This window comes from Streptomyces sp. NPDC097981, assembly GCF_040302565.1.
Classification (GTDB): Bacteria; Actinomycetota; Actinomycetes; order Streptomycetales; family Streptomycetaceae; genus Streptomyces.
This window is the reverse complement of sequence record NZ_JBEORW010000027.1, coordinates 42475-56746: the sequence shown is the minus strand read 5'-3', so window position 1 is coordinate 56746 and position 14272 is coordinate 42475. Positions and strand designations below refer to the sequence as shown.

The following is a 14272-nucleotide window of genomic DNA, read 5'->3' as shown; positions in this document are numbered from 1 at the left end:
TTCGGCCCGCGTGCGTCACAGCGAGGCGGCCGGTTGCGTGAGGTGCGTCGAGTCGGTCGAGTGCGTCGAGTCCGTCAGGCCGGACAGGTGCCGGGCCAGTTCGCCCAGGTTCTGCGTGGTGTAGAAGACGATCAGTTCGATCTCCACGCCCAGCCGCTGCTTGATGCGGGCGCTGAGGTGGGTGACGAGCAGCGAGTGCCCACCGAGGGAGAAGAAGTTGTCGAGCAGGCCCACCCGTTCGATGCCGAGGGCGTCCGCCCAGATCTCGGCGAGCTCCTTCTCCAGCGGGGTGGTCGGCGGCACGTGGTCCGTGCCGTCCCGGGCATCGGCGTCCTGCGCTGCGGGCAGGGCGGCCCGGTCGACCTTGCCGTTGACGTTCAGCGGCAGCTCGTCGAGGAGGACGAACGCGGCCGGCACCATGTAGCCGGGCAGCCGCCGCGACAGGTGCTCGCGCAGTTCCCCGGCCGGTACCGGCCGGGTGCAGACCAGGTGGGCGACGAGCCTGCGGTCGCCGCCGCGCTGCTCGACGCCGACCACCGCCTGCTCCACATCGGGGTGCTCCGCGAGGTGTGCCTCGATCTCGCCGGGCTCGATGCGGTGGCCGCGTATCTTGACCTGCTGGTCGGCACGGCCCAGGCAGACCAGCTCGCCGTCCGCGGTCCACCGGACCAGGTCGCCGGTGCGGTACATGCGGGCACCGGCCGGCCCGAAGGGGTCGGGCAGGAAGCGGTCGGCGGTCAGCCCGGGGCGGCCCAGGTACCCCTGCGCGAGGCCCTCTCCGCCGAGGTACAGCTCGCCGACGACGCCGACCGGGACCGGCCGCTGCGCGCCGTCGAGCACGTACGCGCGGGTGTTGCGGATCGGGCGTCCGATCGGCGGGGTCCCGTCGGCTCCCTCGCGGGAGTACCAGGCCGTGGCGTACACGGTGGCCTCGGTCGGGCCGTACAGGTTGCCCAGCAGCCCGGCGCCGACCGCGCGGCCGATGTCGTTGGCCGCCTTCGCGGCGAGCGGTTCGCCCGCCAGGACCAGGGTGTCCGCCTCGGCCCGTACGGCGCCGGTGGCGACGAGCTGGGCCAGCGCCGAGGGGACCCCGCTGAGCAGGGTGGCGCGGTACGGGCCTGCGGCCGGGTCGGCGAGGGCGAGCAGCGACGGCAGGATCTCCACGGAGCCGCCGCAGAGCAGCGGGCCGAACATCTCGAAGACGGAGACGTCGAAGTTGAGCGAGGTGGCGGCCAGTACCCGGTCCAGGGCGCCGCCGCCGAAGGCCTCCCCCGCCCAGGCCGCCAGGTTGGCGACACTGCGGTGGGCCACGACCACGCCCTTGGGGCGGCCGGTGGAGCCGGAGGTGTAGATGGCGTAGGCGGGGAGCAGCGGGTGGAGCGGGGCGGTGCGCTCGGTGTCGGTGAGGGCGTGTGCGGGCCGGGCGGCGACGGCGGCCGCGGTCTCGGGATCGTCCAGGACCAGAAGGGCGGGGGCGGCGCCGTCGGATATCTGGTCGCGTACCTGCTCGCAGGTCAGCACGAGGGCGGGTGCGGAGTCCTCCAGCATGAGCGCGATCCGGTCGGCCGGGTATCCGGGGTCGACGGGGACGTACGCGGCGCCCGACTTCAGCACGGCGAGGACGGCGACCGTCATCAGCTCGGTGCGCGGGAGGGCGATGGCCACGAAGTCCCCGGGCCCGGCGCGGAGTCCGGTCAGGATGCGGGCGAGCCGGTTGGCCTGCGCGTCCAGCTCGGCGTACGTGAGGCAGGCCGCGCCGCAGTACACGGCGGGCACGTCGGGCGTGACGGCGACCCGGGCCTCGAACAGCTCGGGCAGCGTCTGCTCGGGCACCCGGGCGACCGGGCCGGCCCACTCCTCCAGCACCCGTGCGCGCTCTGCGCCGTCGAGCAGCGCCAGCGCGTCCACGGCGGTGTCCGGGTCCTCGGTGACGGCGTGGAGCAGCCGTACGTAGCAGGCGGCGAAGCGTTCGACGGTGGCCCGGTCGAACAGGGCGGTGGAGAACTCCAGTTCGCCGGCCAGGGTGTCGGCCGGGCCGCCGGCCGGACCGCCGCCGGTCTCCCGCAGGTAGAGGCTGAGGTCGAACTTCGACATCCAGGTGTCGGGCTGGTGGGCGGCCGGGGTGATGTGCGGGCCGGAGTCGCCGGGGCTGTCGCCGGCGGCTCCGGCGGCCGCCGGGTAGTAGCCGAAGGCGACCTGGAAGACGGGGTGCCGGGAGACGTCGCGGTCGGGCTGCACCTCGTCGACGAGCAGCTCGAAGGGGAGGTCCCGGTGGGCATGGGCGCCGAGCACCGACTCCCGCACCTGGGCGAGGTGCGCGGTGAAGGTCTGTCCGGCGGTGGTGCGGGAACGGACCGGGAGGGTGTTCACGAAGAGGCCGATGAGCCGCTCGGTCTCGACGCTGGACCGGTTGCCGGAGAAGTAGCCGACGCACAGGTCGTCCTGGCCGCTGAGCCGGTGCAGGAGGGCGCTGTAGGCGGCCATGGCGGTCATGAAGACGGTGGCCCGGCTGCGCTCGGACAGGGCCCGCAGCCGGGCGGTCAGCCCGGCGTCGACGGTGAAGGCGACGGCGTCGCCCGCGAAGTCGGGGACGGGCGGGCGGGTGCGGTCGGTGGGGAGTTCGAGGGCGTGCGGGGTGCCGGCGAGGTACTGCTTCCAGTAGTGGAGGTGGTCGCGCAGGGCGACGCCCTGGAGTTCCTCGCGCTGCCAGGCCGCGTAGTCGGCGTACTGGAGCGGCAGCTCGGGCAGCGGCGAGGGCCGCCCGCGCAGGAAGGCCTCGTAGAGCGCACCGAGTTCACCGATCATGACGTCCACGGACCAGCCGTCGAAGGCTATGTGGTGGACGGTCAGGGCGAGTACGTGGTGGTCCGGCGCGGACCGGACCAGGGTGGCCCGGAGCAGCGGCCCGGTCTCGATGTCGAAGGCGGTCTCGGCGTCGCGGCGGACCAGGGCGGCGGCCTCCGCTGCCGGGTCGGCGGTGTCCGAGGCGTCGACGAGGGCGAAGGGGCAGCGGGCCGCCTCGTCCACCACCGGGACCACCGAGCCGCCGCCCAGCTCGAAGCCGGTGCGCAGGGTCTCGTGGCGGCGGACGATCTCGTCGAGCGCGGCGCGCAGCACGCCGGTGTCCAGCGGACCGTGCAGGTCGAGCGGGACGGCCACGTTGTAGAGCCCGCCCACCGGCTGGAGCAGGTGCAGGAAGACCATCCGCTCCTGGGCGAAGGAGGCCCGGGCCGGCTCGCCTTCGAGGCGGCGGCCGATGGTGCGGGCGCCGCCGGCGGCGGTGGCGATCAGTGCGGCGAGCTGGGCGACGGTCGGCTGGTTGTAGAAGTCGCGTACGGAGACCTCGGCGCCGCAGGCGCGGCCCAGCCGGGCGAGCACCTGGGAGACCAGCAGGGAGTGGCCGCCGAGGGCGAAGAAGTCGTCGAGGGCTCCGACGCGTTCGATGCCCAGCACCTCCTGCCAGATCTCCGCCACCAGGTGTTCGACGCCGGTGCGGGGCCGTACGTACGCGGTGCCGCTGTCCACCGCGGTCGTGTCGGGGGCGGGCAGGGCGCTCCGGTCGGTCTTGCCGTGCCGGGTCAGGGGCAGGGCGTCGAGGGTCAGGAAGACGGAGGGGACGGCGTGGCCGGGCAGCCGGTCCAGCAGGCGGGCGCGCAGTTCGGCGGGGCCCGGCGCCGCGGCCGGGTCGGCGGGGACGACGTAGGCGATGAGCTGCTTGAAGCCCTGGGCGTCGGTGCGCGCGGTGACGACGGACTCGCGGACTCCGGGGGTGCGGCGCAGGGCGGTCTCGATCTCGCCGAGTTCGACGCGCATGCCGCGGATCTTGACCTGGTGGTCGGTGCGGCCGAGGTACTCGACGGCGCCGTCGGGTCGGCGCCGCACCAGGTCCCCCGTCTTGTACATGCGGGAGCCGGGCGGGCCGTACGGATCGGGCAGGAACCGGTCCGCGGTCAGGTCCGGCCGCCCCGCATAGCCGCGCGCCAGGCAGGGACCGGCCGCGTACAACTCCCCGGCGACCCCGTCGGGCACCAGGCCGAGCGCCTCGTCGAGCACGTAGACGCAGGTGTTCCAGACGGGGTGGCCGACGGGGGCCACCGCGGGCCAGGTGCCGGGGTCGGGGTCGACGGGGTGGGCGGTGACGACCTGGATCTCGGTCCCGCCGTAGTGGTTGTGGAGGCGGCGGCCGGGCCGGATCCGGCAGAACTCGCGGATGGCGTCGCTGAGGACGAGTGCCTCGCCGGCCTGGGCGATGTGCGCGAGGGCGGGCAGGGTCCGGCCCTGCTCCAGGGCGGCCCGGCACATCAGCTCGATGACGATGTTCGGCGCGAACAGGTCCGTCACGCCGTGCTCTTCGAGCCAGGGGGCGAACTCCTGCGGACTGCGCCGGACGTCCTCGGGAACGATCGCCAGCGCCGCACCGGCCAGCAGGGTGAAGAGCATCTCCTGGACGGAGACGTCGAAGCTGAGCGCGGTGAACTGGGCGGTGGTCCGGCCGGGTCCGGTGGGGAGGTCGGCGAAGTGCCACTCCATCATGTTGAGCAGCGGGGCGGTGGGCATCAGGACGCCCTTGGGGCGGCCGGTCGAGCCGGAGGTGTACAGGAGGTACACGCCCGAGGCGCCGGTCACCTCCACCGGGGGGTACGCCGCGCCCGGCTCACAGGCGGAGAGTGCCGGGTCCAGCACGAGCAGCGGTGTGCGCGTGCCCGCCAGGCGCTCCGCGCCCGCCGCATCGGTGACGACGACTGCGGGCGCGGCGTCCTCCAGCATCAACAGGATGCGTTCCAGCGGGAGGTCCGGGTCCACCGGCAGGTACACCCCGCCCGCCTTCAGCACTCCGACGAAGGAGGTGACGGCGAGCTCGGAACGCGGCAGCAGCACGGCGACGACCGACTCTGCGCCCGCGCCCCGGGCGGCCAGTGACCGGGCCACCCGGTCCGCCCGCGCGTTCAGCTCCGCGTACGAGAGGTGTGCGGGGCCGTCGATGACGGCGGTTTCCTCTCCCCACGCCCGCACCCCCTCCTCGAACCATCCCGCCAGCGACCTCGTGCGGATCGTGGCGGCCGCTCCCGCGGCGGGCGCCTCGGCGGTGAGGGCGCGGGTCTCTGCGGGAGTCAGGACGGGCAGGTCGAGGATGCGGGTGCCGGGTGCGGCCGCGATGCCTTCGAGCAGGCTGACGTACAGCCGGGACAGCCGCTCCACGGTCCGGGCGTCGAAGAGCCCGGTGGCGTACTCGAAGCTGCCGTACAGGCCCTCGGGGGTGTCCGAGACGAAGAGGGAGAGGTCGAACTTGGCGGTGGTGCTGGGCTGTTCGAGGACGGTGAGGTCGAGGCCGGGAAGTTCGAACTCCTGCTGCCCCTGGTAGGAGAACATCACGTCGAAGAGCGGCTGGCGGGACTGGCTCCGGCTGGGCCGCAGCGCCGCGACCAGCCGGTCGAAGGGCAGGTGGCGGTGGTCGTAGGCGCCGACCACGCTGCCGCGCAGCTGTTCGAGCAGGCCGTCGAAGGTGGGATTGCCGGCGAGGTCGGCGCGGATGACGACGGTGTTGGCGAAGTAGCCGACCATGCGGGCGGCGTCGGGGTGGGCCCGCCCGTCGACGGGGATGCCGACGCAGACGTCGTCCTGGCGGCACCAGCGGCTCATCAGGATGTGGAACCCGGCGAGCAGCACCATGAACGGGGTGGCCGAGCAGGTCGCGGCGACCCGGCGCAGGGCCTCGACGAGTTCGGTGGGGAGGGTGAAGCTGACCGAGCTCCCGGCGAAGTCGGCCTGCTCGCCGCGGGGGCGGTCCAGCGGCATGTCGAGACCTTCGGGGGCGCCGTCGAGCCGGTCGCGCCAGTACGCGACCTGCGAGGCGAGTTCGCCGGTGCCGAAATGGCGGCGCTGCCAGAGCGCGTAGTCGGCGTACTGGGCGGGCGGCTCCGGCAGCGGGCTGGGCCGGCCCTCGTGGAAGGCGCCGTACAGTTCCTTCAGTTCGTCGAAGACGAGCCCGAGGGAGGGCCCGTCGACGATGATGTGCTGGGCGTTGACGGCGAGCACATGGGTGGCGGGGCCGAGCTGCTGGAGCTGGACGACGAACAGCGGGTCGTGCTCCAGGTCGAAGTGGATGTCGAAGTGCCGGTCGAGTTCCCGCTGGGAGCGCTCGGCGCGGTCGGCCTCGGGTACGGCCCTCAGGTCGACGCGTTCCAGCGTGACCCGCTCACCGGCGGCCGGCAGCTGGGCGACCGTGCCCTCGGTGGCCCCGAACCGGGTGCGCAGCACCTCGTGGCGCCGGACGGTCTCGTCGAGCGCGCGGTGCAGTGCGGGGACGTCGAGGGCGCCTTCGATGCGGACGACGACGCCCACGTTGTAGCTGGAGTTCAGACCGAGCCGGTCCAGGAACCACAGGCTCTCCTGTCCGTACGAGAGCGGCAGCAGACCGGAACGCGGCTCGGCGGTCAGCGGCTCGGCCGGCCCGGCTTCCCCGGGGCCGGCGGGGACGGCGCCGGACCCGTCGGTGGCGGGGCGCGACAGCAGCCGGAGGATCTCCTCCTTGTGCGTGCGCAGTTGTGCCAGCCGCTCGGGGGTGAGGGAATCGGCGGGCCGGAAGCGCAGCCGGCCGTCCTGTACCCAGAGCTGTACTCCGTCCGCGGTCAGCCCGTCCAGGAGTTCACGCGCTGCTGTCATGGTGGCCCATCTCCTCTTGTGGCTCTGCGGTCAGTGCGGGCGGAAGGCGAGCGGCAGCGAGGTCAGGCCGCCGAGGATGTGCGAGGCGATGTGCTGCGGCGGCCCGCTGACCTCGATCTCCGCGGGCAGCCGGGCCAGTTCGTCGAGCATGACCCGGATGGTCAGCCGGGCCAGGTTCGCGCCGATGCAGAAGTGGCCGCCGCCGCCGAAGGCGACGTGGTGGTTGGAGGTCCGGTCGAGCAGGAACCGGTCGGGCTGGTCGAAGACCTTCTCGTCCCGGTTGAGGGAGGGCAGCCAGACGGTGACCGCGTCGCCCTCGGCGATGGGAACCCCTTCGAGCACGGTGTCGCGCTGGGCGGTGCGCAGGATGTGGGTCACCGGGGCGGTCCAGCGCAGGAACTCCTCGGCGGCGGTCTTCAGTCTGAGCTCGCCGGCTCGCAGGGCCGCCCACTGCGCAGGGCTCTCCAGCAGGGCCAGCATCCCGGCGCCGACGGCCTGGCGGGTGGTCTCGTTCGCCGCGACGATGACGTTGTCGCAGGTGAGGATGACCTCCTCGTCGGTGATGTCGAGGCCTTCCGCCTGTGCCGCGACGAGAGCCGACACCAGGTCCCGGCCCGGATTGCGCCGCTTCTCCTCGATGATCTCGGAATAGTGCTTGAGGATTTCGAAATGGGCGAGCTGCGCCTCTATCCCGTCGATGTCCGTGGAATTCTCGGCGGCTTCCGTCGTCACCTTGGCCAGCATTTCCACATCGTCCATGGATATGCTGAGCAGTTCAGCGGAGACGGCCAGAGGTATGCGGGCCGCGATGTCCCTGACGAAATCGCAGTGGCCGGTTTCCACCACTCCGCGCAGGGCGCCGCGTACGACGCCGCGGGTGCGCTCCTCCATCGTCGCGATCGCCCGGACGGTGAAGAGGCCCATGATCGCCTTGCGCAGCAGGTCGTGCCGGGGCGGGTCGCTCAGGGCCATCATCGTGCCGGCGCCGGGGTAAGGATCCTTGAAGTTCGGCCGCAGGAAGATCCCCTTGGTCGAGGTGAACCGCTCCCAGTCGGTGAGGACTTCGAGTCCGGCGGCGTGCGTGGTGACCGCCCAGTAGCCGCCGTGGTCGCCGTATTCGTGCCATGACACCGGGCTCTCCCGACGCAGCCTGCGCCACACCGCGTGCGGATCGCCGTGGGAATAGAGCAGTGGGTCGGTGAGCGCAGGCAAATCGGTCAGCACGGTATCCCCCTGAATTCAGCGACGGTGTTTGCTCTGCCTCCGACGAGAGAATATCCAGTGTTCGATGGCGCAACCGGTGCAGTCGAACGCGGGGGTTGTGGCGGACCGTGCGCTGTAGATTGTCCGGGACCCGGCCGTGCCGGGTCTCCCGGACGGGGTTCGTTGCCTGAACTCAGCGACTGAAACGGTTACCAGATGGCCACTCAATTATCGGACCGCATACCAGCCCTGTTGCACCAGGTCGCCTTCCGCAGGTTCTGGACGGCGCAGACGATCTCGTTCCTGGGCGACCAGGTCAGCACGATCGCCCTGCCGCTGACCGCGGTGCTCGCGCTGAACGCGTCCGCCGCGCAGATGGGCTTCCTCGGAGCCCTCGCCTCCCTGCCCAACCTGCTGTTCTCGCTGCACGCCGGCGGATTCGTGGACCGGCACGGCAAGCTGAAGCGGGTCATGGTGCTGTGCGACCTCGGCCGGGCGGCCGCCCTGATCACCGTGCCGGTCGCGTACGCGCTGGACGCGCTGACGCTGGGGCACCTGTGGACGGTGGCCTTCGTGACGGGCACCCTGGCGATGCTGTTCAACGTCGCCAGCAACAGCATGTTCGCCGCCCTGGTGGACCGCGCGGACTACGTCCAGGGCACCTCGCTGACGCGGGGCAGCTTCTCCTTCTCCTGGGTCGCCGGACCGGGGCTCGGCGGCATGCTGGTGCAGGCGGTGTCCGCACCGGTGGCGCTGTTCGCCGACGTGTTCTCGTTCCTCGCGTCGGGCTTGCTGCTGCGCTCGCTGTCGCCGCGGGAGCCGGAGCCCGCGAAGGAGAAGGAGCCCTCGCACATCCGGGAGGGGCTGCGGTTCGTGGCCCGGACCCCAGTGCTCCGCGCCAAGTTCCTCGGCGGAGGCGCCCTCAACCTCTTCTACACGATCTACTTCACCCTCTTCCTGCTGTTCATCGCGCGGGAGCTGAAGCTCACCCCGGGGATGATCGGCCTGGCCCTGGGCCTGGGCGCGATCGGCGCGCTCGCCGGGTCGTTCGTCACCGGCTGGTTCACCCGCCGGATCGGCCTGGGGCTGACCTTCATCGCCGGGTCGGTGCTGTTCCCCGGCGCGCTGGTGCTCGTACCTTTCGCCTCGTCGAACCAGTGGGTGGCCTTCGGGCTGGTCGTCGCCGCCGAGCTGCTGTCCGGCATGGGCCTGATGTTGTGCGACATCGCCGGGTCCTCGATCCAGCAAGCCCTGACGCCGGACCGGTTCCGCTCCCGGGTGCAGGGCGCGTACCTGGCGCTGATCAACGGGGTGCGGACCGCCGGCGCGTTGGTCGCGGGCGGGCTCGGCACCTGGATGGGGCTGCGTCCGGCGCTGTGGCTGGCGGTGATCGGGGGCGTGGCCAGTGTGCTGCCGCTGCTGCTGGCGCCGGTGGCCCGGATGCGGACGCTGCCCGAACAGGCCGACTGACCTCCTCACCCTCCCTCCGTCACCGTCCCGCCGAAGGAGACCCATGTCTTTCCTCGCCGACCAGTTGATGGGCGAAGCCCGCCGCCGCCAGGTGCGGTTGTGGGTGGATACCGCCGGCACCCTCCGGTACGCGGGACCCGCACCCGCCCTCGACGACCGGTTCGTGACCCTGCTGCGCACCCAGGCCGAGCCCATCGCCGACCGGATCGGCCGGGAGCCGCCGGACCGCTGGTTCAAGCGGATCGGCCCGGACGGCGGGGAGGTGCTGCTGTACCTGATCCCGGCAGCGGGCGCCGGGCCCGGCCGCTACCAGCCGTGGGCCGCGGCCGCCCCGGCCGGGCTGCGGATCGAGGCCGTCCTCACGCCGGGCCGGGAGGAGCGCTTCAACGAGGCGCCGTTCACCGAGGTCGGGGTGCTCGCCGACCGGATCGCCGAGCAGATCCTCGGGCATGCGGGCGAGCGGCCGTTCGCCCTGTTCGGGCACAGCACCGGTGCGCTGGTGGCCCGCGAGGTCACCCGGCGCCTCGCCGGCTCCACCGGCGCCCAGCGTGCGCTGTTCGTCGCCGGTGCGCTGCCGCCGCACCTGGTGGGCGGACGCACCTCACCCGAGTCCGACGAGGAGCTGATCGCGAACCTGGCCGCCTGGCAGGGCACCCCGGAGGCGCTGATGGCCGATCCGGGCTTCCTGAAGACGTTCCTGCCGACGCTCCGCGCGGACATGCGGCTGTTCCATTCCTGCGGGAGGGAACTGTCGGAGGACGAGCGGATCGACGTACCGGTGACGGCACTCGGCGGGCTCCAGGACGAGACGGCGCCCGCCGGGCACTGCGCGGCGTGGGAGCCCTGGACGCGCGGACGGTTCTCCGTGCACATGTTCGAGGGCGGGCACTTCTTCCCGGTCAGCGCGGCCCGCGAGGTCCTGGAGACGGTGATGCGGGCACTCGCGGCCCGGCCGGCCCCGGCCTGACCGCCGCCACCTGCAGGAAACGGGGCCCCGGCATTGCGCCGGGGCCCCATCCGCATGTCCGCGGCCTGCGGCTAGAACGCCGCCCGCTCCAGGGTCGCCGTCAGGCCGTCGGTCAGGCCGCGGGCGGTGGCGGGGTCGAAGACGTCGGTGGCGTACTCCAGGACTCCCTCGATCCCGGCGGCCTCGCCGTCGGGCGTGAACCGTTCGACGACCTTGAAGCACAGGTCGAACTTGGCGACGCCCAGCTCCACCGGCTCGAAGCGGGCGGTCAGCCCGGCCGGCTGCGGCGGCTGCGCCTCCTCGACCTGGAAGGCCAGCATCACCTGGGCCAGCGGGTGGTGCGCCAGCGAGCGGGGCGGGTTGACCAGGTCGACGACGTACTCGAACGGCAGGTCCTGGTGGGCGAACGCGGCCAGGTCAGCCTCCCGCACCCGGTCCAGCAGCCCCTCGAATCCGGGATCCCCGGAGGCGTCGACGCGCAGCACCAGGGTGCTGACGAAGAAGCCGACCAGTTCGTCCAGGGCCGGGTCGCCCCGGTCGGAGACCACGGCGGCCACCACGACGTCCTCCCCCGCCCCCCGCTCGGCCAGCAACTGTGCAAGCGCCGCGTGCACCACCGTGAACGTGGTCGTCCGCCGGCTCTGCGCCAGGGCCCGCAGCGCGCGGTGCGCGGCGGGGCCGACCGCGAACGGCACCGCCGCCCCCTCGCCCGAGCGAACCGGCGGCCTCGGCCGGTCCAGCGGCAGCGGGATCGCGTCGGGCAGCCCCGCGAGCCGCTCCTCCCAGTACCGGTACTGCTTGCGCAGCAAGCCGGACGGATCGCGGTCGGCACGGCCGAACAGTTCGCGCTGCCAGGCGGCGTAGTCGGCGTACTGCACCGGGAGCGGCCGCCAGTGCGGGGCGGCGCCGCCGGTGCGGGCCTCGTACGCGGTGGTGAGGTCGCGCAGCAGCGGGTGCAGGGAGACACCGTCGCAGGCGACGTGGTGGGTGACGACGAGGAGCAGGTGCTCGTCGTGGTCCAGGTCGAAGAGGGTGGCCCGGATGGGGAGGTCGGCGGCCAGGTCGAAGGGGATGCGGGCCTCGGCGCGGACTGCGGCGTCGAGGTCCTCGGGGGCGATCCGCACCTGGTCCAGGCGCGGGGCGGCCGCTTCTCCCTCCCGGACCCGCTGGACGATCTGCCCGTCCTCCATGACCAGTACGGTGCGCAGGACGTGGTGGCGGTCCGCCACATCGGCCAGGGCCCGGCGCAGCGCCGGTACGTCGACCCGGCCGGTCAGGCGCAGGGCGACGGGCTCGTTGTAGCCGGGCCCCGGTCCTTCGAGCTGGTCGAGGACCCACAGGCTCTGCTGGGCGAAGGAGGCCGGGGCCGGTCCGCGGCCGGCGCGGGCGGTGAGCGGCGGCCGGGCCGGTTCCACCTGGCGGAGCAGGGCCGCCAGTTCCGCGACCGTGGGGTTGCCGAGAACGTCGCCGAGGCTGAGCTCGACCCGGAAGGCCTTGCGGACGCGGGCCGTGAGGTCGCCGCCGAGCAGTGAGTTCCCGCCGATGTCGTAGAAGCTGTCGTGGATGCCCACCGAGGGCAGTGCGAGCACCTCGGCGAAGATCCGGGCCAGCCGCTCCTCGTCCTCGGTGCGGGGCAGGCCGGCGGGGTCGGCCGGGTCGGCGCCCGCGAAGACGGGCGCGGGCAGTGCGCGGCGGTCCACCTTGCCGTTGGAGTTGAGCGGGAAGCGGGGCACCACGGTGAAGGAGGCGGGGACCATGGCGGGCGGCAGCGTACGGCGCAGCTCCGCACGGACGGCGGCGCCGAGCGTGGCGGGATCGGCGCCCGGGGCCGGGACCAGGTAGGCGTCGATGCGGCGCAGGCCCGCCTCGCCCGCGGTGACCAGGACGGTGTCGCGGACTCCGGGGGTACGGCGCAGGGCGGTCTCGATCTCGCCGAGTTCGACGCGCATGCCGCGGATCTTGACCTGGTGGTCGGTGCGGCCGAGGTACTCGACGGCGCCGTCGGGCCGGCGCCGCACCAGGTCCCCCGTCTTGTACATGCGGGAGCCGGGCGGGCCGTACGGATCGGGCAGGAACCGGTCCGCGGTCAGGTCCGGCCGCCCCGCATAGCCGCGCGCCAGGCAGGGGCCGGCCGCGTACAACTCCCCGGCCACGCCGTCCGGTACGAGCCGCAGCGCCTCGTCGAGCACGTACACGGACGTGTTCCAGACGGGGTGGCCGACCGGCGCCGCGGCGGGCCACTGCGCCACCGGGGCGGGCAGGACGTACGAGGTGACGGCGTGGGTCTCGGTGGGTCCGTAGTGGTTGTGGAGGCGGCGGCCGGGCCGGATCCGGCAGAACTCGCGGATGGCGTCGCTGAGGACGAGTGCCTCGCCGGCCTGGGCGATGTGTGCGAGGGCGGGCAGGGTCCGGCCCTGCTCCAGGGCGGCCCGGCACATCAGCTCGATGACGATGTTCGGCGCGAACAGGTCCGTCACGCCGTGCTCTTCGAGCCAGGGGGCGAACTCCTGCGGACTGCGCCGGACGTCCTCGGGAACGATCGCCAGCGCCGCACCCGAGAGGAGGGTGGAGAGCATCTCCTGGATGGAGATGTCGAAGCTGACGGAGGTGAACTGGACGGTGACGCGGCCGGGCCGGCTCGGCAGCTCGTCGAGGTGCCAGGCGAGGAGGTTCATGACGGCGGCGACGGTCATCAGGACGCCCTTGGGGCGGCCGGTCGAACCGGAGGTGTACAGCAGATAGGCGCCTGAGGCGCCGGTCGTCTCCGCCACCGGAACCACCGGGCCCTGCGCGCAGGCGGACAGCTCCGGGTCCAGCACGAGCAGCGGTGTTCGCGTGCCCGCCAGCCGCTCCGCGCCCGCCGCATCCGTCAGGACTGCGGCGGGCGCGGCATCCTGCAGCATCAACCGTACGCGTTCCCAGGGAAGTTCGGGATCGATCGGCAGGTAGACCCCGCCCGCCTTCAGCACCCCGACGAAGGAGGTCACCGCCAGCTCCGAGCGGGGCAGCAGCACCGCCACCACCGACTCCGCGCGGACTCCCCGGGCGGCCAGCGCCCGGGCCACCCGGTCCGCCCGCGCGTTCAGCTCCGCGTACGAGAGGTGTGCGGGGCCGTCGATGACGGCGGTCTCCTCTCCCCACACCGCCACCCCCTCCTCGAACCACCGCGCGGGCGAGTCGGTGCGTACGGGCCCGTGGGGGCCTTCGGAGATCAGGCCGGCCGCCTCGCCGGGCAGCAGGATGCCGATCTCGCCGAGGGGGGTGTCGGGCTCGCGTACCGCACGGGTGAGGAACCGGGCCAGGCGGTCGCAGAGGCTCTGGGCCAGGGTGTGGGCGAGCGCGGACACGGGGTGGGTCAGCTCGATGCGCAGGGCCGGTTCGGTGCGGAGGGTGAACCACAGTTCGTCCGGGCGCGCGGGGGTTTCGTCCACGGCCGCGCCGATCCGGAAGAGCGGGCGGCCGGGGGTGCCGCGCAACGCGTTGACGGCGTCCGCCACCACGTCGTGGGGGACGCCGTCCTGGGCCGCCGCTGCGGCCTGTTCCGCGCGGTGGACCGCGGCCGCCAGCGGTCGCAGTCCGGCCGCGGCGGAGACGGCCACGCGCAGGACCCGCACCTCGCCGGGGCTGCTCGGCGCCGCGCCGCCGAGCGGCAGGTCGGTGCCCGCCCGCAGTGCGGTGAGCAGGCCCGCCACGCAGGCGGTGAAGACGGTGGCGAGGCTGCCGCCGGCCCCGGTGGCGAGGCGGGCCAGCTGCCCGCCGAGCCCCGGGTCGAGCCGGCAGCCGACGGTGGCCGCCCGCCCGCTGCCGCCGGCCTCGCGCAGGCCGGGCAGGTCGATGTGCTCCGGCAGCTCGGCCAGGGCCTCGTACGAGGGGTGGGGCCGACTCGGCTGGGTCGCCATGGTGTTCTTCTCTCGTTCCGGGCCGCGGCACCGCGGCCACAGGGGTGGGCTGCGTGGAGGTGTGCGGTCC

General features: G+C 73.4%; 5 protein-coding genes. 2 read left to right on the top strand and 3 right to left on the bottom strand.

Annotation, left to right across the window (positions count from 1 at the left end; all coding sequences use genetic code 11):
• Positions 1-15 precede the first annotated feature (15 nt).
• Together ABTY04_RS24945 and ABTY04_RS24940 are read right to left on the bottom strand one after the other, a co-directional pair.
• Positions 16-6663 (bottom strand): non-ribosomal peptide synthetase, encoded by a 6648-nt coding sequence (locus ABTY04_RS24945; protein ID WP_352215604.1) that lies wholly within the window; start codon positions 6661-6663, stop codon positions 16-18.
• Between the two features lie 30 nt (positions 6664-6693).
• Complete coding sequence (locus tag ABTY04_RS24940; RefSeq protein ID WP_352215603.1) at positions 6694-7887, bottom strand: cytochrome P450; 1194 nt, start codon at positions 7885-7887, stop codon at positions 6694-6696.
• Between the two features lie 195 nt (positions 7888-8082).
• Here ABTY04_RS24940 and ABTY04_RS24935 point away from each other — a divergent pair, with 195 nt between their 5' ends.
• On the top strand, positions 8083-9336 hold the full coding sequence (locus ABTY04_RS24935; protein ID WP_352215602.1) for an MFS transporter: 1254 nt from the start codon (positions 8083-8085) through the stop codon (positions 9334-9336).
• 43 nt (positions 9337-9379) lie between these two features.
• On the top strand, positions 9380-10303 hold the full coding sequence (locus tag ABTY04_RS24930) for a thioesterase II family protein (RefSeq protein WP_352215601.1): 924 nt from the start codon (positions 9380-9382) through the stop codon (positions 10301-10303).
• Between the two features lie 71 nt (positions 10304-10374).
• Here ABTY04_RS24930 and ABTY04_RS24925 read toward each other — a convergent pair whose 3' ends face one another.
• Entirely contained in the window at positions 10375-14202 is a 3828-nt protein-coding gene (locus ABTY04_RS24925) for a non-ribosomal peptide synthetase (protein ID WP_352215600.1), read from the bottom strand.
• Between the last annotated feature and the right edge of the window lie 70 nt (positions 14203-14272).

Bases quoted from the DNA above. Each gene is read 5' to 3' on its own strand.
- ABTY04_RS24945 (WP_352215604.1), bottom strand. From the start codon at position 6,663: ATGACAGCAGCGCGTGAACTCCTGGACGGGCTGACCGCGGACGGAGTA.
- ABTY04_RS24935 (WP_352215602.1), top strand. From the start codon at position 8,083: ATGGCCACTCAATTATCGGACCGCATACCAGCCCTGTTGCACCAGGTC.
- ABTY04_RS24930 (WP_352215601.1), top strand. From the start codon at position 9,380: ATGTCTTTCCTCGCCGACCAGTTGATGGGCGAAGCCCGCCGCCGCCAG.
- ABTY04_RS24925 (WP_352215600.1), bottom strand. From the start codon at position 14,202: ATGGCGACCCAGCCGAGTCGGCCCCACCCCTCGTACGAGGCCCTGGCC.